The sequence below is a fragment of the Pseudomonadota bacterium genome (genome assembly GCA_039028155.1).
Lineage (GTDB): Bacteria > Pseudomonadota > Alphaproteobacteria > SP197 > SP197 > JANQGO01.
In genome coordinates this window covers 31,073-50,396 of the sequence record JBCCIS010000035.1, presented here as the reverse complement: position 1 = coordinate 50,396, position 19,324 = coordinate 31,073, and the positions used below count along the sequence as shown (strand labels likewise).

At 59.8% G+C, this 19,324-nt stretch carries 20 protein-coding genes; 12 read left to right on the top strand and 8 right to left on the bottom strand.

All coding sequences use genetic code 11. The features are described from left to right. Both AAF563_17425 and AAF563_17420 read right to left on the bottom strand, forming a co-directional pair. Window positions 1-502: alcohol dehydrogenase catalytic domain-containing protein (locus AAF563_17425; GenBank protein ID MEM7123066.1), on the bottom strand; the 502-nt coding region annotated here is incomplete at its 3' end. Between the two features lie 144 nt (window positions 503-646). Beyond that, window positions 647-1,570 (bottom strand): LysR family transcriptional regulator, encoded by a 924-nt coding sequence (locus tag AAF563_17420; protein MEM7123065.1) that lies wholly within the window; start codon window positions 1,568-1,570, stop codon window positions 647-649. A gap of 131 nt (window positions 1,571-1,701) precedes the next feature. On the opposite strand from AAF563_17420, the gene AAF563_17415 reads away from it, so the two are divergent. The 6 genes from AAF563_17415 (at window position 1,702) to AAF563_17390 (ending at window position 8,146) form a co-directional block, all read left to right on the top strand. Continuing rightward, entirely contained in the window at window positions 1,702-2,484 is a 783-nt protein-coding gene (locus tag AAF563_17415) for a CmcJ/NvfI family oxidoreductase (protein ID MEM7123064.1), read from the top strand. Window positions 2,485-2,573: 89 nt separating this feature from the next. Then, window positions 2,574-3,383 carry an SDR family NAD(P)-dependent oxidoreductase gene (locus AAF563_17410; protein ID MEM7123063.1) on the top strand — a complete coding sequence of 270 codons (810 nt, stop codon included), beginning with the start codon at window positions 2,574-2,576 and terminating at the stop codon, window positions 3,381-3,383. A 50-nt stretch (window positions 3,384-3,433) separates the two neighbouring features. Beyond that, on the top strand, window positions 3,434-4,282 hold the full coding sequence (locus tag AAF563_17405) for an enoyl-CoA hydratase/isomerase family protein (protein ID MEM7123062.1): 849 nt from the start codon (window positions 3,434-3,436) through the stop codon (window positions 4,280-4,282). Between the two features lie 887 nt (window positions 4,283-5,169). Beyond that, window positions 5,170-6,009: a MipA/OmpV family protein gene (locus AAF563_17400; GenBank protein MEM7123061.1), complete on the top strand. Its 840-nt coding sequence runs from the start codon at window positions 5,170-5,172 to the stop codon at window positions 6,007-6,009. Between the two features lie 132 nt (window positions 6,010-6,141). Next, window positions 6,142-6,816, top strand: a complete 675-nt coding sequence (locus tag AAF563_17395; protein MEM7123060.1) for a response regulator transcription factor — start codon at window positions 6,142-6,144, stop codon at window positions 6,814-6,816. A gap of 4 nt (window positions 6,817-6,820) precedes the next feature. Then, complete coding sequence (locus tag AAF563_17390; GenBank protein MEM7123059.1) at window positions 6,821-8,146, top strand: HAMP domain-containing sensor histidine kinase; 1,326 nt, start codon at window positions 6,821-6,823, stop codon at window positions 8,144-8,146. A gap of 204 nt (window positions 8,147-8,350) precedes the next feature. On the opposite strand, the gene AAF563_17385 is transcribed toward AAF563_17390, so the two are convergent. Further along, window positions 8,351-8,965, bottom strand: coding sequence for a LysE family translocator (locus AAF563_17385; GenBank protein MEM7123058.1), 615 nt, complete (start codon window positions 8,963-8,965; stop codon window positions 8,351-8,353). A gap of 387 nt (window positions 8,966-9,352) precedes the next feature. Then, the gene (locus tag AAF563_17380) at window positions 9,353-10,618 is read right to left on the bottom strand and encodes an MFS transporter (protein ID MEM7123057.1); all 1,266 of its coding nucleotides are present in this window, start codon (window positions 10,616-10,618) and stop codon (window positions 9,353-9,355) included. Window positions 10,619-10,920: 302 nt separating this feature from the next. Here AAF563_17380 and AAF563_17375 point away from each other — a divergent pair, with 302 nt between their 5' ends. The 4 genes from AAF563_17375 to AAF563_17360 all read left to right on the top strand — a co-directional run bounded on the left by AAF563_17375 (window position 10,921) and on the right by AAF563_17360 (window position 14,451). Then, the gene (locus AAF563_17375) at window positions 10,921-12,477 is read left to right on the top strand and encodes an NAD(P)/FAD-dependent oxidoreductase (protein ID MEM7123056.1); all 1,557 of its coding nucleotides are present in this window, start codon (window positions 10,921-10,923) and stop codon (window positions 12,475-12,477) included. A 152-nt stretch (window positions 12,478-12,629) separates the two neighbouring features. Then, window positions 12,630-13,133 carry an SgcJ/EcaC family oxidoreductase gene (locus tag AAF563_17370; GenBank protein ID MEM7123055.1) on the top strand — a complete coding sequence of 168 codons (504 nt, stop codon included), beginning with the start codon at window positions 12,630-12,632 and terminating at the stop codon, window positions 13,131-13,133. A 170-nt stretch (window positions 13,134-13,303) separates the two neighbouring features. After that, window positions 13,304-13,735: a GFA family protein gene (locus AAF563_17365; protein ID MEM7123054.1), complete on the top strand. Its 432-nt coding sequence runs from the start codon at window positions 13,304-13,306 to the stop codon at window positions 13,733-13,735. A gap of 173 nt (window positions 13,736-13,908) precedes the next feature. Next, window positions 13,909-14,451: a peroxiredoxin-like family protein gene (locus AAF563_17360; GenBank protein ID MEM7123053.1), complete on the top strand. Its 543-nt coding sequence runs from the start codon at window positions 13,909-13,911 to the stop codon at window positions 14,449-14,451. 30 nt (window positions 14,452-14,481) lie between these two features. Here the strand turns inward: AAF563_17360 and AAF563_17355 are convergent, their stop codons facing one another. From AAF563_17355 to AAF563_17345, 3 genes are all read right to left on the bottom strand, one after another. Beyond that, window positions 14,482-14,802 (bottom strand): hypothetical protein, encoded by a 321-nt coding sequence (locus AAF563_17355; GenBank protein ID MEM7123052.1) that lies wholly within the window; start codon window positions 14,800-14,802, stop codon window positions 14,482-14,484. 143 nt (window positions 14,803-14,945) lie between these two features. Further along, a complete protein-coding gene (locus AAF563_17350; GenBank protein MEM7123051.1) occupies window positions 14,946-16,298 on the bottom strand; it encodes an FAD-dependent oxidoreductase in 1,353 nt (450 codons plus the stop codon). A 40-nt stretch (window positions 16,299-16,338) separates the two neighbouring features. Further along, window positions 16,339-17,328: a TauD/TfdA family dioxygenase gene (locus AAF563_17345; GenBank protein ID MEM7123050.1), complete on the bottom strand. Its 990-nt coding sequence runs from the start codon at window positions 17,326-17,328 to the stop codon at window positions 16,339-16,341. A 171-nt stretch (window positions 17,329-17,499) separates the two neighbouring features. On the opposite strand from AAF563_17345, the gene AAF563_17340 reads away from it, so the two are divergent. Next, the gene (locus tag AAF563_17340; GenBank protein MEM7123049.1) at window positions 17,500-17,646 is read left to right on the top strand and encodes a hypothetical protein; all 147 of its coding nucleotides are present in this window, start codon (window positions 17,500-17,502) and stop codon (window positions 17,644-17,646) included. Window positions 17,647-17,679: 33 nt separating this feature from the next. Here the strand turns inward: AAF563_17340 and AAF563_17335 are convergent, their stop codons facing one another. Continuing rightward, the gene (locus tag AAF563_17335; GenBank protein MEM7123048.1) at window positions 17,680-18,498 is read right to left on the bottom strand and encodes an SDR family oxidoreductase; all 819 of its coding nucleotides are present in this window, start codon (window positions 18,496-18,498) and stop codon (window positions 17,680-17,682) included. Window positions 18,499-18,648: 150 nt separating this feature from the next. On the opposite strand from AAF563_17335, the gene AAF563_17330 reads away from it, so the two are divergent. Further along, window positions 18,649-19,230 carry a TetR/AcrR family transcriptional regulator gene (locus AAF563_17330; GenBank protein MEM7123047.1) on the top strand — a complete coding sequence of 194 codons (582 nt, stop codon included), beginning with the start codon at window positions 18,649-18,651 and terminating at the stop codon, window positions 19,228-19,230. Window positions 19,231-19,324: the final 94 nt, after the last annotated feature.

The window sequence follows — 19,324 nt, the reverse complement described above, 5'->3', positions numbered from 1 at the left end:
TGGCCAACTGCACGGCGACGTGTCCGACGCCACCGGCGCCGCCATGGACCAGGACCTTCTGGTCCTTCTTGACACCTGCCCGATGGAGTCCTTCGTAGGCAGTGATGCCAACCAGCGGCAGAGCCGCCGCCTCGCGCATCGAAAGCGACTTGGGTTTGTGGGCGATCAACCTGGCATCGGCCAGCATGTACTCGGCAAGTGCGCCTTGCAGATTCGCCAGGCCGCCGGCACACCCATAGACCTCGTCGCCCGGGACAAAGCCAACAACGCCCTCTCCAACCGACTCGACCGTTCCTGCGAAGTCCATTCCTAGAACGGCTGGCAGGTCCGGTGATATCGGGAGTTCCTCCTGCCCCATTCGTTGGATCATCGTGTCGACTGTGTTCACGCTGGTCGCGACGACACGCACGACCACATGACCGGGTGTCGCGTCAGGTTGAGGAAGCTCCGTGAGCTGGAACGCTGCGCTGTCGCCGTAGGCGTTGAGGGCCATCGCTTTCATCGGTCATCTCCGCTTAGCCGCCTGGATGACCGTCAACATATGCAACAGTATTTCGATATAAATGGTCAGTTTGGATAGACAGTTTTTTGATTTTGATGCAAATGATATCGCATGCCAACGGGTTGGCGAGAGACCGTAAGCTGATTAGGAGCGGCGCAGCGAACGTTCCCAAACCGGTGTGGTTCCGATCTTTTCGAGGAGAAAATCAATAAACACCCGAACCTTTGACGTGAGAACGTTCGACTTCGGGTAAACGAGCCAGATTGCCGATTGGTCCCGGACCTCGTAATCGGGCAGCACACGCACGAGCGAGCCGTCACTGATCTGTGGATGGACGCTCCAAAGCGAGTTCATCGAGATACCGGCACCGGCGCAGGTGGCAATGCGCATGCTTGCACCGTCGTCACATACGATCCGGTTCTCCGCGTCCGGTGGTGGAAACGTGCAGGCAGGTTTGTCTGTCGATGCCTCCAGTTTTCTGGGACGACTATCCATGAAGGCCAGTATCTGATGGTTTGTTAGATCCTCGGGCACGGTCGGCGTCCCATACCTTGCCAAGTAGTCTGGCGACGCACAGAGAATGCGACGGTCGCTGGCCAATTTCCGCGCCTTAAGACTGCTGTCCTCGATAGCATAGTTGCGGAGCGCCAGGTCAAATCCACCTTCAATCAAGTTCATCTGTGTGTCGGACAGCTTTAGCTCGAGGTTCACACGCGGATACCGCGTGATGAACTCGGGCAGGATCGGTGCGATGTACATTTGCACGAACGTGCTTGATGCGGCGAACCGCAACGTCCCTTGTACTTCCGCGCTGCCATGACCCAATACAGCCAGACCAGCATCGACCTGGGCCAGGACCTCTTTGGCAAAGGGAAGAAACTCCGCACCTTCGCGCGACAGCGACACTCTTCGTGTCGATCGATGCAGCAAATCTGCACCGATCTGAGTCTCCAACTTGGACAACCGTGCGCCGGCGACCGCTGGAGATAGTCCAAGTTGGCGTCCGGCCGCGCTGATGTTCAGCGTTTCAGCGGCGATCACAAAGAGCCGTAGGCCTTCGGTATCCATGGCAATTATATCCAATATCTAAAAACAGTTCCAATTCTTGATCAATTTATATCGACTATTCAATTGAATATATGCCTGTTCGATCGCTTGAGTGACAGCTCTTGCAGAAAGAACATTCGGGATGTGGGCAGATGTCTGAGTCAGCAATCGTCAACTATCACATCAAGAGTGCGGACAATCAGGCGTTCCATTTCGACGTCGATGGCATCGTGGGCAATCTCGTGTCACCGGAACTTCTACCGACGCGGATCAGCGTAACGGACGTACGGAACAACCGATCCAGCATCAACTTTGAAACCGACAGCATAACGTTCGAGCGTCATGCTTCACGGATCGAGGACTACTCGGATCCCTCGGACTGGAGGGATACGTACGACACCGAGTTGAAGCTCCTCCTGGAAGACCGCATCGGCGCCAAAGACGTCATTGTCTTCGACCACACTGTACGGATCGATGCGCTGGATGCGGAACGCAGACCGGCACGCAACGTCCACACGGACTATAGCCGGGCCGGCGCGGAGCAACGCCTGATCGACATCGTCGGCGAAGACCGCGCTCGCGCGTTCCGTGCCGGCCACTACGCTTTCGTCAACGTTTGGCGTCCTATTGAACATCCGATCTTGACCTCTCCGTTGGGGTTCATTCGTCCCCGATCCATGGCCGACGACGATTGGATGACGATCGAGCTCATCTATCCCGACCGGGTCGGCCAGATCCTCGGTGTCGCAGCAAATCACAATCACGACTGGTTCTACATGTCCCGAATGACGCCGACGGATGTCGCGATCTTTAACATCTATGACAATGCTGGTCGGCCGTTCCTGGGGCACAGCGCACTCGACATGGCAGACGCCATCGATGTCACCGCGCCGAGAAAGAGCATCGAGAGCCGCACTCTGGTTCGGTATCGGTAACGGCGCGATTGATCATGCCCGAGATCAGCGAGAGGCCCCAGGCAGTTAGCAAAGATTCTCTACCGCATCGAGTCTCTAGGAGAACAGATATGACCAAAACCGTATTGCTGACCGGCGGGACCGACGGCATCGGACTCGAGACGGCAAAACTGCTGGTCGCGGAAGGCCACAAGCTACTACTGCATGGCCGCAGCGAGTCCAAACTTTCGCAAGCCAAAGAAGAACTCTCGACGATAGCTCGCGGCGATGCCGTGCAGACCTATCGTGCAGACCTCTCAATATTGTCAGAAGTGAAAGCCCTGGCCGCCGACGTCAAAAGAGATCATCCGCAGATAGATGTCCTCATCAACAATGCGGGGGTTTTCAAGGTGCCGAACACGACGACCGGCGGGGGCTACGATGTCCGGTTCATCGTCAACATGGTCGCCCCCTATCTCCTCACACAGGAACTGTCGTCTCTGTTCCATGAAGATAGCCGGGTCGTCAATCTCTCGTCCGCGGCGCAGGCTCCAGTCGATGTGAATGCCTTTGTCGACAGGCAACCGCTGGCCGACAGCGACGCCTATGCCCAAAGCAAGCTTGGCATCACCATGTGGTCGTTCCATTTGGCGCGGTCATTGGGAGAGGCCGGACCGTCATTCATTGCGGTGAACCCGGCGTCGTTCCTCGGGAGCAAAATGGTCAAGGATGCTTACGGTACGAGCGGCAATGACCTCTCAATTGGCGCAGACATCCTGTTTAGGGCCGCGCTGAGCGACGAGTTCGCGGGATCCTCAGGTCGCTACTACGACAATGACCGCCGACAGTTTGCTGATCCCCATCCCGACGCACTCGATCCGGATGGGAACGCGGCCCTTGTGACCGCGATCGAGCAGGTCATTTCCGAGTTGGGCGGCTGAACAGCCTCATCAGACGTCAATCCTGACACCAGCCATCGAAAGAAGAAGCCATGAAGTACGAAGGATTCACCACATTCACGACCGAACAATCGGACGGCATTTTGACCGTCACGTTCAACTTCGGCACTGTCAACGTTCAAGGCCAGGAGATGCTGGCCGACTTGAATAGCCTCGCTATGCGTCTCGAACGGGACCGTGAGACGAAAGTCGTCGTCTTTCAGTCAGCCAACCCGGAAATCTGGGTCTGTCACTATGACACCGAGCTTTTGAAGGATATGTCCGACGAAGCTGTATCGCGCGAAGAAGCCGAGCTACTCGACCTGCAGGCTGTCTGTGAGCGGATCAGTAGAGTACCGCAAGCGACCATTGCCAAACTGGAAGGCTTCGCGCGTGGTGGCGGGCACGAGTTGGCGCTCGCACTCGATATGCGCTTTGCCGCTCGCGGCAAGTTCAAGTTCATGCAAATGGAAGTCGCCATGGGTATTCTGCCTTGTGGCGGCGGCGCGTCGCGGATGGCGCGGCAAACCGGATTGGGCCGCGCGCTCGAAATCATCCTCAGCGCCCGCGACTTCGATGCCGACGAGGCAGAAGCCATGGGCACAATCAACAAGGCGTTGGAGCCCGATGAGATCGGCGACTACGTGGACAATCTGGCGAAGCGCATAGCCCGGTTCCCGGCCGCATCGATCAACGCGTGCAAACAGATGGTCTATGAGTCCATCGACAAGCCCATTGATGAGGCGCTAAAGGCCGAAGCCTACTGGCTCTACCAGGCGACGAGCAAAACACCTGCCCTTAAGCGTTTCACGATTGCTGATGAGCAAGGCCTTGAGCATGACATCGAAAACCAGAGGAACTGGAACGAGCTTGTCATGAAAGTACAGGAGATCACCGGTTAGGCTTCGTGAACTCTGCGGCATCGGCGGCCCAAACAAGATACCTGGCTGTGTGATGTGGGTTGGTTCAATGATGGCTGTGAGCACGCAAATTGGCCGACTCTGAAGAGTTCCATACTCGAGCGTTGAGTGGGCGTCGAACCGACACGGATGACCCCTCTATTCGGCATAGAACGAGAAAGAGGTTTCAGTACCGCGAGGCTTCGCCAGCGCTCGACAGGTTGCTCTGGTTGTTGCCAGGTATTGCCGAGCTGTGCCCCAAACCAATCACATAGGAAGAAAAATCTGGCTTCTGAACGGAAGCCAAGTCGTTGAATAGTAAGACGCTATGGAGAGGGGCCGGAACGCCGATTTACGTTGATCATCGTAGGGGCCATGGCTCAACCGTCGAAGACGCTCCGCGTCTTCTGCCGGCCTCGCCCCCAGGTGCGCCCACCACCCAAGGCCATTCAAACATTGCGATCTGACACGGGGTCGCTGGCTCGACCCGCCAAGCCGCTTGGCGGCCAGTCGCGGTCTCGCTCCCGTGTGCGCCAATCATCGAGTGCTTGCAGATATTGTCCTTTTATCGGGGCGACGTTCGTCCAGGCGCGTTCTCTGCCGATGTCCATCGGGAGCTTCTGGCAACACGTTCGAGCTCGCGGTCTTTACAATTCTTTACGTTCGAGACAAATCGACTGAACGTTTGTGATCCACATTGCCGTCCCGAACCGAACGAGGTCGACGGCAATCGATTGGCGCGCATTAAAAGCATGCGGCAGCAATGTGGATCACATAGCAGTCCTAGCGCTGATTCTCTCGCCGCTCGTGCTCTCAACACCTATCAGGGCAGGTCATCACCGGCCCTCTCAGCACTCCACCTTAGGCACTCGCGCAAGGAAGGCTCGATCATGAAGTTTGTTGTGTTTGCGCTGTTCAGTTTCGCGTTTCTTGTCATCTCGCCGATACGCGCGCCCGCACAGATGACCGCCGGTGGTGACGATTCAGGTGAGATTGTTTTCGCTCAGGAACCGGTTGAGCCGGAGGACGGTGACTGGGATGTCGTTCTGGGTGCCGTCACCACGTATGGGCCAAAATACCTGGGGTCAGATGAGCAAGAGTTCGGCGTGTTTCCCGTCGTCGACATTGTCTGGGACGACTCGATCTACTTGAACATGAGGAACGGGCTTGGAGCGTACGTCTATAGCGACAAGACGCTACGCATCGGCGGTGGAATAGGATACGCGTTTGGCAGAGATGAGGACGATCTGGATGGTCTGGACGGATTCGGCGACGTCGACGGGGGAGCCGCACTTGTCGGTACCTTGGAGTACAATTTTCTGGGTGCGATACGGATACCGGGTCTTTCGGTCGGTTCGAGGCTTCAGTATCAATTCACCGGCGACGAAGGCCTTTTATTCGAGACAGATATTGGCTACAGGTTCGCCGTAACAGACATGTTCTTCGTTCGACCATCGGCTGGAATCGCAGTCGCCGATGGCGACTACATGCAGAGCCAATTTGGTGTGAGTTCGAGTCAGTCCGCGGGGAGCGGCTTGCCGGTTTACAGCCCGGGAGCCGGAGTAAGGTCCGTTGGTTCGACCCTTGGGATGTCATACTTGCTGACAGACAACCTTAGCCTTCGCGGCGCGGTAATCTACCAACGACTGGTTGGCGATGCCGCAGACAGCCCTCTGGTCCAAAATGAAAACCAAGTGACGGGACTACTTGGATTGACCTATGACTTCTAGCCGCCGACAGAGAACGACCCAGGAGCACTGAGAACTTCGGTGACAGACAGCAAGACCGCCGATGCGCGCAATGACTCTAGTGGGGGAGATCTTGTCTCACCCATTGACCGCGATCGTGCCTCTCAGGGCGAAATCCTGTTGATTGACGATGACGCGAAGCTGGCCGGCATGATCCGAGACTATCTGCGGGATCACGGATTTTCCGTGTCAATCGCAGCGACAGGCACCGATGGACTTCGCATGCAGCGCACCCAGACCATCGATGCCGTGATCCTGGATCTCATGCTGCCTGACATTGACGGTTTGGAAATTTGCAAGGCGCTGCGAAGCTTCGACAACACGCCGATACTGATGCTCACCGCCAAGGGAGATCCCATGGACCGTGTTGTCGGACTGGAAGTTGGCGCCGATGACTATCTGCCGAAGCCATTCGAACCAAGAGAGTTGCTGGCGCGGCTGCGGGCGCTGCTAAGGCGCAGCAAGAGTGGTGGTTCGGTCAACCTGGAACGCCACGGCCGCTTGGAGATTGATCGCGATGCCATGGAGGCGCGGATCGATGGACGGCGTTGTGATCTCACCGCCTTTCAATTCCAGCTACTCGATCTGCTCTCGCAGGGCATGGGACGTGTCCAGACGCGAGACTATCTTATGAACAGACTAAAGGGCACGAACGCTGGTGCGTTTGACAGATCGATCGACGTCCATATCTCCCGCATTCGCGCGGAGATCGAAGATGATCCCAAGCACCCGCGTCGCGTGATTACGGTAAGGGGCGCCGGTTACGTGTTCGCCCGTACGCAGGACTGATCTGATGTTCAGACGCTATCTCTACATGCAGATTTGCATGGTCGTCGTGGCCGGCTTGCTTGTCTTCGCCGTTGCTGGGTCTTTGCTTTGGAGTATGGTCGGTCACGAGGAGTACAACGGTGCGGTTTTTGACAAGAGTTCCGACCTCGCCACATTGCTTTTGCCGCCGCCGGATTCGACACGCGATGAACAAGCAAAGGCGATTCAAGAGATTGCCAGGATACTCGAGCTCGACATTACTCTTTGGAGCGAGGACCGGCAGCTCATCGCTGCGAGCGGGCCGGTCAACGAACCCGCTGTCGATCAGCTCTCAAAACGAGAATGGATCGCAACCGAAGGAGAGACCTACTGGACAACGGTCTTATCGGACGGTCGATGGGTTGTCGTAGACCTGGACCGCATTGCTGTCCCCAGCGATCGAACGAGCGTTGCGATCATCTTGGTCGTCTTGGCCGTTCTTATTGCGGTTATCATGCTTCCATTCGCCCGAAGGTTGACGCGCCGGTTGGAGAGCCTTCAACAGCAAGTGGTCCGCATTGGGCAAGGCGATCTGAAGGCTCGGGTTGATGTCCGCGGGACCGATGAAATCGCACTTCTCGCGCACAGCTTTAACGAGTCTGCCGACAGGATCGAAGAACTGGTCAACGCGCAACGCATGCTACTTGCGAACACCTCTCACGAATTGAGGACACCTCTGGCTCGCATTCGTCTCGGTATCGAGATGATCCAGAAGGTCGATGATCCGTACAGGCGATTGGCCCTTCAGGACGACATTAAGGAGTTGGACAAGCTCATAGACGAGCTGATTTTGATGACACGACTTGATTCGGGATTCGCGCATGGCGACTTTGAACCTGTAGACCTTGTCGCGCTTGTGGCGGAGGAGTGCGCTCGCTATCCCGATTGCGCGTTTGTTGGTAAGGTCTCGGAAATCTCCGGGGACTTTCGCATGCTGCAGCACCTGGTCCGAAATCTGGTTGATAACGCCCAAGTTCATGGCGCGTCGCCGGTCAGGGTCGTGCTCGAACAGCACGGCGAGCGCGTTGACCTGATCGTCTCCGACGGGGGACCAGGCATTCCAGCTTCTGAACAAAGCAAGGTTTTCGAGCCATTTTACCGTGCTGCTGATAAGCAGAACGTTCCCGGATACGGTCTCGGCTTGCCCATGGTGAGCAGAATTGCGGAAATTCACCAAGCGACAATCTCGGTCCGGAACCGTCCTCGATCCGAGGTCAGGGTCTCCTTTCCAGCGAGCACGACGGCCGCGTACAGCACGCACGATCACACTGCGCCGGTGCCGAGGCCGATCGAAGTTCCCTCACCCAGCTAGGCACAAGCCAAACAGACGCGCGCACGCGCGACCTCTCTCGGTTCAGGCGTTGCGGATCCTTACGCACCGGTACTGCGGCGAAACTGCGCCAGGCCGTTCTACAGATCGAAGCACATGCACCTTTCGAGATCGTCACGGCATCACTGAAGGCAATGCCTGCTTTGTGCGAGCGCTTGATCCTTGACCGATAAGTTATCCCGCGTGCTAGGGCGGAAGGATAGCCAGCGCAATCGCTGCAGCGATCATGCAGCAGCCGCCAATTCGTTCGGTCCAGACTTTATGAGATCGCGCAAAACGAACGGCGAACCAAACGGCGACGAGGCCATAAGCTGTCAGAAACATCATATCCATGACGATGTAGGTGCCCGACAAAATCAGAAACTGCGGCCAGAACTCAATGTCGGCCGTGATGAACTGGGGAAAAAACGCCGCGAAAAAACCAATCTCCTTCGGGTTTGCCGCCGAGGTCAACAACCCCTGCATCCAGAGTTTGTACAGCGGAACTTTTGGCCGGGGTTCATCGAGTTCCGACGCTCTTGCATTCGCATCGCGTATCATACGAATGCCGAGCCAAACCAGATAAGCGACGCCTCCCCACTTGATGACCAAGAACGCATCGCCCCATGCGGCAACAAGTGCGACCATGCCCAAGCCCACAATAATCATTTGAACGACATTGGCCGAAATGTCGCCCATGGCCGTAGACAGTGCGCGCCGAAAACCATGGGTGCTGCTGTTTGAGAACATGAGGAAATGGGTCGGGCCTGGTGTGACCATCAAAACAAAGACCGTCACGACGTACAGGACCCAGATGTTCATCGACACGAGGCTTATCTCCAACGGCTCGTTTACATTACCATTCCCTCAAGTCTTCGGAAGCGCCGAGCAGAAAAGCAGAGGTCGGGTTGGTCCATGCATCGCGCCGGGATTTCATGAGTCCGCATGAAGTACGACCGGGTCCCTCAAGGTGTGCTTGAGCGGCACGCCTTTGAGTGTGGTGAAGTCCTCTCGGTCCGAAACTCCCTGAACCGAGATCAGAGTCTCTTTTTCAGTGAGCACGAAAGCTGAGCGGAGCACTCGGGACCGCACTGAGTTGCTGCCGCAGCGGATTGCTGCCCCGGCATCCCCGTAGAAGCAAGCTCAATGGCTTTACGCAACGGTCACACCTGTCGACTTGCTGGCCCGGCCCGCCAAGCCGCGCTCCGCCTAATCGGGCGCGTTTTCGGTGTGGGGCATGCGCCAGATAACGACAAAGGCGAGTATGGCGGCCGCAATCAGATAGAGCGCCGGCGACAGCTGCAGATGGGTTTTGTCGATCAGAAAGGTTGCGACAAGCGGTGATGTGCCGCCGAAGATGGCGAGGGGAATGTTGTAGCCGATCGAGTAGCCGGTTACGCGAACCGAGCTTGGGAACTGCGCGATCATCGTCGCCATCAACGGCGCGAAGAAAAAGGCGAGCGCGACGGTAAGACCGAATTGCCCAATCATGACGAGTGTCAGATTGTCGTGGCTTAAGAGCCAGAAGAGAGGGAGACCGGCCAGCGCGGTCAGGCCCGTGCCGAAGAGCATGACACTCTTCCTGCTCGTCTTGTCCGCAAGAAAGGCGATCGGCGGCAACAAGGCCATGTAGAGAACCATCGTGAGTGTGTTCATCCCCAGGGCATCGGGTTCCGAAAGGCCGCTATAGGTCTGCAGATACGTGGTGAGATAAACGAACACCATGTAGAAGCTGACGCCGTTCAACGTGTTGCACGCTATCGTGCGCAGCAGAGCCGTGCGGTGGTGGCGAAAGATCTCAACGACGGGAATGTCCGTGGGACCGTAGGGCGACAGAGGCCGATCGCTTGCGTAGGCCGTGTTGCGTCGGCGGATCGTGAAACCGGTGATGCCGACGACAAGGCCGAACAGGAACGGTATGCGCCACCCCCAAGTTGCCAGGTCGTCATCGGGCAGAAGGCTTGTGGCCAGGGTTGCGACACCGGACCCCATCAGGATGCCGAGTGCGACGCCGACAAGAGCCCATGAAACGACAAAAGCGCGCCTGTTCTTCGGCGCGATTTCATAAAGGTAGACAGACGACCCGGTGTATTCGCCGCCGACGGAAAGACCCTGCAGGAGGCGGAGCAGGGTCAGGGCGATCGGTGCCGCTATGCCGATGGATTCGTAGGTCGGCAACACACCAATCAGCGTCGTTGGAATGGCCATCAAGGCAACCGAGAGAATCAGCGCCTTGCGGCGGCCCGCCTTATCGGCGACGTGGCCGAGAAACACGCTGCCCAATGGCCGCATAAGAAAGCCCGCCGCGAACACACCGAACGCGCTGATCAGGCTGACATGCGGGTCATCACTGGGAAAGAACTGTCGCCCGATCACCGGTGCGAAGAAGCCGTAGACGGCAAAGTCATACCACTCGAGCGTGTTGCCGACCGATCCGGCGATGATTCGCCTGGTGCTGGCCTCACCCGTTTTCATGTCACCCCATATCCGCTCGACTGGTTACCATTCCGGAAAGCACGACCCCTTGTCAAACTTGTGTCTCGCGAGCGGAGCTGCCCAATCGCAAGAAAGACCGCTATGCGGTTCTTCCCTCGTTCAGATGAAGGAGCCAACGAGATGCCCGCTCTTCGCGACAAGCCGTCACGGACCGCCGCCTCGACGGCATAGATATCGCTGCGCACCGCCGCTAATCTCGTTGACGACAGACGTGATAAAAGGAACACGAAGCATCGTCGCCCGATTGGCTGCTGATGCGCTCGGGTAGGGAGCCCGGTGCCATGATCAAACACACAAGGCGCCATGTCTTGGGTTTTGTTTCCGCCGCCGGTGGATCGCTGTTGGCTGGACCGCGCGCGGTCTTCGGTCAAACGTCACCGCGGCATGTGCCGGTCGCCGTCGTCGGTGGCGGCGTGGCCGGACTGTTCGCGGCGGTGCGTCTGCGCAAGGAGGGCCAGCAGGATGTCGCGTTGTTTGAAAGCAGCGACCGCCTGGGCGGGCGCCTGCTTTCGGTCAAGATTCCCGGCCTTGACGGGTTGGTCGCCGAGGTCGGCGGCATGCGCTTTACCAATCTGGATAAGAATCTGCTGAAGCTGATCGAGAGTTACATCGGCACCGATCAGCTTGCCCCCTTCGATTACCCCACGAGATTCTGGCACCTGCGGGGCCAAAAATTGACGAGCCTGGATGATCCCGAGAGCCTGCCCTATCACCTGGACCCGGAGGAAGCCGACATCGTGCGCGCCGGCAAAAACCTCTTGGTCGAGACCTTGGATCAGTATCGGCGCGATGCGCAGACTAGCGGCCAAATGGACCGCGGCCTCTGGCAGTATCTTCTCGAAACGCGCAGCAAGGAGGCCTACAACTTCATCTCCGACAGCCTGGGCTATTACACGCCGGTCCGAAACTGGAACCTCAGCCAAATCGTGCCCTGGTTCAACGCCGACTTCCGTCCGGGCATCAGCTATCACGTGTTGAAGGGCGGCTACGAGCGGCTGCCCCATGCTCTGTCACAAGATTTCATCAGCCTGGGTGGCGGACTGCATCTGGAGCATCGGTTGCGGAGCCTGCATCGCCGCGCCGACGGAATCTGGGTGCTGGACTTCGAAACCCCGGACGGCGCGCAGCGAGTGACCGCAGAAAAAGTCATCCTCGCCTTACCGCGCTTGGCGATCGAGCGGCTTGATGTCGAGAGCGACCCCTTGCGCGACGCTGACTTTCGCGCGGCCCTGGCCACCGTGAACTCGATTCCGCTCTCCAAGGTTCACTTCGCCTTCAAGGACGCCTGGTGGGAGAAGCTGGGCTTTACCACCGGCCGGGCGATCACCGATCTGCCCTTACGTCAGGCCTACTACTGGGGAAAGGATCCCGAGAGCGGCCATGGCCTGATGATGGCCAGCTATCATGACGGTCGGGCTCTCTCATTCTGGCAGGAACTGGCGGGTGGCCCGCGCTACGGCGATCTGGAATGGCTCGCCGGGGCCGAGGGCCCGGACGGTCAGCCCTTGGCTCCTTCCATGGCGCGCTGGCTGCCTGCTTCGCGCCTGCTGGTGGAGGAAACCATGCGCCAGCTGGAGGTGCTGCACGGGCCCGGCGTGGTGAGCGCCCCCTATGCCGCCACCCACATGAACTGGGGTGTCGCACCGTGGGGTGCCGCCTATCACCTGTGGACGATCGGTGTCGATGCCGCCGAGACCATCGCTTACATGCAACAGCCAATGCCGAACCTGCACGTCTGCGGCGAGGCCTGGTCCGTCGCCCAGGGCTGGGTCGAAGGCGCCATCGAAACGACAGACTCGATGCTGCAGGCGAAGTTCGGGCTGCCGGCCTATGCATGACGGCGTCGCCAACCGCCCCTTGGTGCATTGCCATCCGTGCGACAGCCCGGCGCGGGTCGACGTGTTTGCGCCGCAGGGTCGGTGGTGAACGCTGGGCGGGATTTGTACGGGCACGAATGTTATTGAGAGAACAGAAACTTGGGAGATCCAAAATGAACTATGTGACGCGTCGGTTTTTCGTCTTTTCGATTGCTGCTGTTGTGTCGATTGTATCGCTGGCCGCCAGTGCCGAGACGGCGTCGGCCGACGAGGTCGGGGAGCTCGGCGTGCAAGGCATATCCGATGCCGAGACCGAGGCCATCAAACAGGTCATTGTCGCGACGGCGAATGACCTGGCGAAAGGTGATTTTGCCGCCTATGCCCAGTACTGGGTCGAAGGCGGCGTCCTGATGCCGATGAACCATCCGCGTCTGGTTGGCCGCGAGAACATCGTCAAGTTTGTTGAGGCGAACTATACGAAGGGTACGGAAGTCACGTTTTCGGATTGGGAGTTCGCAGGGCGTGACGACCTCGCGGTAGTCACGAACAACGCCCACTTCATGCCGGGCGACAGCGGTGAAGTTCAAAAAGTCGACCAGATCATCGTGATGCGTAAGCAGGACGATGGCCAATGGATGGTCCAGGCGGCGATCTGGGCGCTCACGACCGCAAAGTGATCGTTGCCCGCCGCTAGCGTCAGTTCAGAGAAGCTGCGAAAGCGCATTGACACGGTGGGCCCGCCGGGCCCATGGACACGTGCGCCGAAAGCAATCCGTCCGATAATGAATGGCTCAGTTGGAGGCGGGGCGGCGTGCCAGCTGCGCTTTCGCAACACCAGAGGGGCACCATGACGAAGCAAGGCCATTGCCTGTGCGGCAAGACACGGTGGGCGTTTGACGGTCCGGTGACATGGGCGTGCTATTGCCACTGCGATGATTGCCGGCGTAACTGCGCGGCACCCCTGGTGGCGTGGCTCGGCGTGCCACTAAGAAACTTCCGATGGTTGGGTGACGCGCCGAAGACGCTGGAGAGTTCCAAAGGCGTCAGGCGGCACTTCTGCGCGACCTGCGGTTCGCCGATGGGATTCGAAGCCGATCATTACCCCGGCGGCATGCATCTTTATGCTGCCTCCCTGGATGACCCGGAAGACTTCGAACCGGCGTTCCACGTCAACTGGGAGAGCAAGCTGCCGTGGCTTCGGATCGACGACGATCTTCCGAAGTACGAGGGCACGTTGCTTCACGCGCCGGACGAGCTGAGGGATTATGAAACATCGTAAGTCCCGGTAGCTGCGGGAGAGCGTTTGTCTATCTACAGGCCGCCCTTCCGTAGCAGGTTACCAAGAGTTTACTGGCTGACATTCCATGCCGCGGTTAGCACGTCTCTTCCCGCATCACCGGCCGCGCCGGCGCCGGGGCATGCAAAGAACCATCAGGAGGATCGAGCGAGACCATGACAAGCACCAAAGTTCAGGCGGGATCGATGTTTCCGGCGATTGCCGCGCGTAGTCTTGACGGCCAGGAGATCGATATCGGCTCACCCACCGGTGACAACGATTGGATGATGGTCGTGGTCTACCGGGGGCGGCACTGCCCGATGTGCACGAAGTATCTGAACACGTTGGAGGATTACCGGCAGCAGTTGCGCGACATCAATGTCGATCTGGTAGCCGTGTCGGCGGACAGCGCGGAACAGTTGACCGGGCACCTGGAGAAGTTGAACGTGACGTTCCCGCTGTTGTATGGCCTGAGCATCGAACAAATGCAGGCGCTGGGCCTCTATATCTCGCACCCGCGCTCGGAGCAGGAGACCGATCATCCGTTCGCGGAACCTGGTCTTTTTGTCGTCAACGCGGATCGCCAGGTGCAGGTGGTCGATCTGTCGAACAATCCGTTTGTGCGGCCCGAACTGGACGCGCTGACGTCCGGCCTTGCCTGGATCCGAAACCCCGACAACAGCTATCCGATCAGAGGCACGTTCGAAGCGGCGTCGTAACCACCCAGGCGGGCGGCGCTGCGACAGCGCCTATTCCTCGAGGTCGCGTTCGGCCTTTTCGCGTTCGACGGCGCGCATGCGAACCGCGATCACGCAATCGAGGAGAAACCACACGATGACCGGCGGTACGCAGACGAGTGCCGCCAAACCGTAGCGGGCCGTCCCGTCGCCGGTGAATATCTGTGCCGCCACGACGACGGAAACGCCGGCAACCAGGATGTGCGCGAACCCCAGGGCCGGGACCTTGGTGCTGTGCAGCAAGCCGGAAGCAAATCGAACGAGGATGAAACTCAATACGGTCACGACCGCGTAGAAGGTCCAAAGGTCAACCCGGTCCGTTGGAACGTCCATGTCTGGTCTCATCTGGGGCCGGCGGTTCAAACCGGCTGCCGATCACTCGTCGTTCAACGAAGGCGCCAGTATCGGCGACGTCCAGAGCTTACTCAACCATTGATGGCAGTGGGCGAAGGCAGAGATTGGCGTGGGGCAACGGGTCACGTTTGCCGAGTAACGAGCCTGTCGGCGACGGCGATGGCGAGTGCGGTGCCCGTGAGCGTCGGATTGACGGTGAGGCGGGTCGGGATCAGGCCGTTGGTCGCCAGGCGCAGGTTGTCGAAACCCCAGACGCGGCCCTGGTAATCGGCGACGCCGGTGCCGTCGTCGGACGCGCTCATGCGGGTCGTCCCCGTCATGTGGGCAAAGCCGAAGGGCATCCAGATGGGTTCGCAGCCGGCGCGGTAGCGCCCGAGCGTGGCGGTGATCCGGTCGGCGTCGGCGCGGGCGCCGTCCAGCCGCGCGTTGTCGGCCGGCGATAGCGGCACGTGGAATGTCGGCCGGCTGTCGGCGTCGAATGCGATGCCGTTCTCCTCGACAGGGTCGACCGGACAGATGCCCTGGATTTCGACGAGGCGGTTGGGGTCGACCGTGTCGTCAGGCGCTTCGGGCTGGAATGGCGAGACGTCGCGCAGCACGAGCGAATACCAGTCGGCTGCCGCGCTGGGCGGTATCTGCAGTCGCGGTTCGCGGTCCGCCTCACCCGGCGCGGCGCAGAGATCGGCGTCCAGCACCAGTTGGGCCACCAGGATCGGATGATAGGAAAGCCAGCGGCCCAGCGCCTTAGGCCGGATGCCCGAGCGGTGCAGCAACTGCGGCGTGCCGATGGCGCCGGCCGCGACAATCACCTCCGGCGCTTCGATCGTCTTGCCGCCGGCCACGACGCCGGTGACCTTAGCGTCCTTGTGGAGAAGGGTCTCGACGGGGGCTTCGATGACCTGGACCCGCTTTGATGCTTCCACCGAAGCCGCCAGGGTGTCGTAGGGCGCGGTGAAGTGCAGAAAACCGTCGCCATCGAACGTCGCGGCGACGGGCAGGGTCTCAATCGAGCGGCCATCGGGCGCCAGCGCGCCGCCAAGCCTGTCTTTGATCCGTTGCTGGCGCGTCGATTCGTCAAACGGCGCGGCGTGCACATCCAGATAGGCTTCGGCATGGCCGTAGTAGGTCGCCCACTCATCGGGCGTGAGGGCGCCCCACAGTGCGTCACCGCGCGGGCACAGATTGGTCCAGATGACGCCCTGGCCGCCGCGCGCCGGCGTGACGGCGGCGCCGGGTAGATTGTCGCGTGGCACCGTGTCGTCGAAAAAATCTAGATGCGCGGTGGCGACCTCCAGATAGGCGTCGGGATCGGTGTGGAAGCGCGCGGCGTTGCGGGTGTGAGAGCCTGCGGGGTCGGAGATCGCCGGGCCCTGCTCGATGATCAGGACATTGAGACCGTGTTCGCCAAGCCGGCGCGCGGCCGCTGTGCCGAGCGGGCCGCTGCCGACAATCACCACATCAACATCTGACGGCATGATTTCCTCGCGTTCTTGGTGTAACGATCGGGCGCCGTCCTTAGTCGGCGGCGATCACCGCCTCGCCCTTGGTCTGGGTGCGCCACATGAAACGGTCAAGGCTCTCGTCAACAGGAAATCGTTTGTGCAGCAGCATGCGGTTATCCCAGACGACAACCTCGCCCTCGCGCCAGTGATGGCGATAGCAGAAGGCATCCTGGGTCGCGTGCGCCCACAGGGCGTCGATCAGCGCCTCGCTTTCGGAAAGTGGCATGTCGACGACATAGGCGTTGGTGCGCCGTCCCAGGAACAAGGCTTCCTCGCCGGTGCTGGGAACGGCGCGCAGGATCGGATGGATGGCGCCCTCGGCCTCGATGGGTGAGGCGGGCACCGTCATGCCGGGGCGCAGCGTGCCGTTGCTGCTGTAAGTGGAATCGTGTTTCAGCCGACGGCCCTCGATCTGGCGGCGCAGATTATCGGGCAGATGGCGCGCCGCCATGACCTGACTGCAGAAACCGGTATCGCCGCCATCAGTTGGAATGCGGCGCGCGTGCAACAGGCTGAACGTGGGCGGCACGTCAATGTACGACATGTCGGTGTGCCATTCCCATTCCCCGAAGAAATTGGGGTCGGTCGCCACGCGTTTGAGCGTCGCGGGATTAAGATTGCCGATATAGGAGATGAACGGGTCCTCGCCGCGGGCGCGTACTGCTTCGAGTTGGTCCTCGATCGACTGGTCTTCCTCGCCGGGCAGGGCGCGCTTGCCGATGCCGTTGACGACCCCCGGCGCATACTCGTTGTCGCCGAATATGGCGGTCAGCGCGTGCAGCTCCTCGCGCTCCAGCAGCCGGTCGAAGCGGAAGCACAAGAGGCCGTGGGCGGCCTTGTAGGCCCGCCATATCGCCGTTTCCTGGTCTTCGGTGATCGCCCCCGCGTCAAGGCCGCGCACCGCCGCGCCAAAGGCCGCACCGTTAAGCGGTTCAAAGGTGAGTCCCGCCCTGTCACCGTCGACTGACGGTGCCGGTGGGTTGGCTTGCGTGCTGGTCGCCATGACGCCTCCTTCGGGCTTCATGGCGCCAGCTTATCGCGCCGGGCCGGAACGTGGTAGGGGGAGGGCGAAGGCGGCGCGGTCACCGATGCGACAAAGGTTGGGCTTCCCGGACCGAAGGGTTTAAAACACCCGCCTGTCGTCCATCCAGCACCTGAGCAAGGTTACTCTGCCATGAAACGCAATCTTCCCTGGTTCATCATCGGCGCGCTTGTCGTGGTTGTGGCGGTGTTGGGCTATATCATCTACGAAAATGAGCAGCGCTCCTCCGGCATCAACATCGATGTCGGCGGTGACAATCTGTCCATCGAGACGGACTGACGCGGCGCCGGTGCCGGCGCCGCGCATAGTGTCTCACTGCAGGCTGAAGCGCGTCTTGATGGTGTCGAAGTAAGCGGCGTCATCAAGCGCCTGCCGCTCGCCGATAAAATCCTCGGCGCCGCCGGCTGCCAGATACCGCATCTGGTCGGAGCCGTCGGTGACGGCTTGCCAGATCACCTCGGCCACCTCGCGCGCCGGCGATGCCTGGCCCATGATGGTGCCAACCGCCGTCATGACACGGTCCACCGTCGCCTGATACTCGACGAGCGATTCATCGTTGTTGAAGTCGAAGGAGCGGCCGCCGAAATCGGTCTCGATGGCGCCGGGCTGGATGATCTTGACCTTGATGCCGAGCGGCGCGAGTTCGTAGTGCAGCGCTTCCGACATGCCTTCGACGGCAAACTTGGTGCCGTGATAGAGCGTGCCGAGTGGCATCGTGATCTTGCCGCCGACCGAGGAGACGTTGACGATGGTGCCGGACTGTTGGGCGCGGAAGAGCGGCAGGACCGCCTTGGTCACCTCGATCAGGCCGATGACGTTGGTGTCGAACTGGCGTCGGACGCTTTCCATGGGAAACGCTTCCAATGGACCGAACGCGCCGTAGCCCGCGTTGTTGAGCAGGGCGTCGATGCCGCCGAAGCGCTCGACGCCGGCCTTGACGGCAGTCTCGATCGAGGTGGAGTCCGTGACGTCCAGGCGGGCGACCAGTACGTTGTCGAGCTCGGCCAGATCCTGGCCGGCATCGGTGTTGCGCATGGTGGCGATGACGTTCCAGCCCTGTTCCTGAAAGTACCGGGCGGTGGCCTTGCCGATGCCCGAGGAGGCGCCGGTGACGAGGATGGTATGTGGCATGATTGGTGTCCTTTTCGCGTTGAGGCGTGCGAGTGGAGGGTTGACGGAGACGGACCAGGGATACAACAACACGACAAAAAACGTCGCTTTGTCTAAATTGACATTCGGCGCGGAATGTCAACCCTGACCCGGCAAGAAAAAGACGAGTCGATGGACGAAAAACAGACCAACATCGTTGAGGCCGCGATCCGCGTGATCTCACGCTATGGCGTCAAACGCACGACCATGCAGGACATCGCGGATGAGGCAGGCATTGTGCGCCAGACGCTCTACAACACCTATCGCAGCAAGGAAGATGTCCTGCGCGCGACGATCGAGTACTTCGCCGAGACCGCCTTGACGGCGGTGCGGGCCGCCTGGGCCGACACCGAGGATCTGGGAAAGAAGCTCGACATCTTGTTCGAGCACACGATCATCCAGCACTACAAGATGGCCCATGCCTCGCCGGAGGCCGAGGACATCATCAGCGGTTTCAACGACGCGGCCAAAGACGAGATCGCGCGCGCGCGCGATCGTTTCAGGGAGTTGCTGGAGGAAGCGCTCAAGCCCCATAAGGCGGCGCTGACAAAGGTCGGGCTGAGCATCACGCAATATGCCGACTTTGTTGAACAGGCTGGCCACGGGATCAAGAAATCGGCGAGAGACCCGGCACATCTAAAAGAGCTGCTGGCGACACTGAAGACGTCCGTACTGGCGCTGACCGGAGCGCCAAAGGCCAAGCGGCGCGCTTAGCGGGCGCTGCCCCTTTACGTCGATAGCGCTAAACGTAAGTGTGCGATGAAGGCGGTACCCGGCTGTGCGTTCGTCGCTTAGCATGTCGGCGTCA

Bases quoted from the DNA above. Each gene is read 5' to 3' on its own strand.
- AAF563_17420 (MEM7123065.1), bottom strand. From the start codon at position 1,570: ATGGATACCGAAGGCCTACGGCTCTTTGTGATCGCCGCTGAAACGCTG.
- AAF563_17415 (MEM7123064.1), top strand. From the start codon at position 1,702: ATGTCTGAGTCAGCAATCGTCAACTATCACATCAAGAGTGCGGACAAT.
- AAF563_17410 (MEM7123063.1), top strand. From the start codon at position 2,574: ATGACCAAAACCGTATTGCTGACCGGCGGGACCGACGGCATCGGACTC.
- AAF563_17405 (MEM7123062.1), top strand. From the start codon at position 3,434: ATGAAGTACGAAGGATTCACCACATTCACGACCGAACAATCGGACGGC.
- AAF563_17400 (MEM7123061.1), top strand. From the start codon at position 5,170: ATGAAGTTTGTTGTGTTTGCGCTGTTCAGTTTCGCGTTTCTTGTCATC.
- AAF563_17390 (MEM7123059.1), top strand. From the start codon at position 6,821: ATGTTCAGACGCTATCTCTACATGCAGATTTGCATGGTCGTCGTGGCC.
- AAF563_17385 (MEM7123058.1), bottom strand. From the start codon at position 8,965: ATGAACATCTGGGTCCTGTACGTCGTGACGGTCTTTGTTTTGATGGTC.
- AAF563_17380 (MEM7123057.1), bottom strand. From the start codon at position 10,618: ATGAAAACGGGTGAGGCCAGCACCAGGCGAATCATCGCCGGATCGGTC.
- AAF563_17375 (MEM7123056.1), top strand. From the start codon at position 10,921: ATGATCAAACACACAAGGCGCCATGTCTTGGGTTTTGTTTCCGCCGCC.
- AAF563_17370 (MEM7123055.1), top strand. From the start codon at position 12,630: ATGAACTATGTGACGCGTCGGTTTTTCGTCTTTTCGATTGCTGCTGTT.
- AAF563_17365 (MEM7123054.1), top strand. From the start codon at position 13,304: ATGACGAAGCAAGGCCATTGCCTGTGCGGCAAGACACGGTGGGCGTTT.
- AAF563_17360 (MEM7123053.1), top strand. From the start codon at position 13,909: ATGACAAGCACCAAAGTTCAGGCGGGATCGATGTTTCCGGCGATTGCC.
- AAF563_17355 (MEM7123052.1), bottom strand. From the start codon at position 14,802: ATGGACGTTCCAACGGACCGGGTTGACCTTTGGACCTTCTACGCGGTC.
- AAF563_17350 (MEM7123051.1), bottom strand. From the start codon at position 16,298: ATGCCGTCAGATGTTGATGTGGTGATTGTCGGCAGCGGCCCGCTCGGC.
- AAF563_17345 (MEM7123050.1), bottom strand. From the start codon at position 17,328: ATGGCGACCAGCACGCAAGCCAACCCACCGGCACCGTCAGTCGACGGT.
- AAF563_17340 (MEM7123049.1), top strand. From the start codon at position 17,500: ATGAAACGCAATCTTCCCTGGTTCATCATCGGCGCGCTTGTCGTGGTT.
- AAF563_17335 (MEM7123048.1), bottom strand. From the start codon at position 18,498: ATGCCACATACCATCCTCGTCACCGGCGCCTCCTCGGGCATCGGCAAG.
- AAF563_17330 (MEM7123047.1), top strand. From the start codon at position 18,649: ATGGACGAAAAACAGACCAACATCGTTGAGGCCGCGATCCGCGTGATC.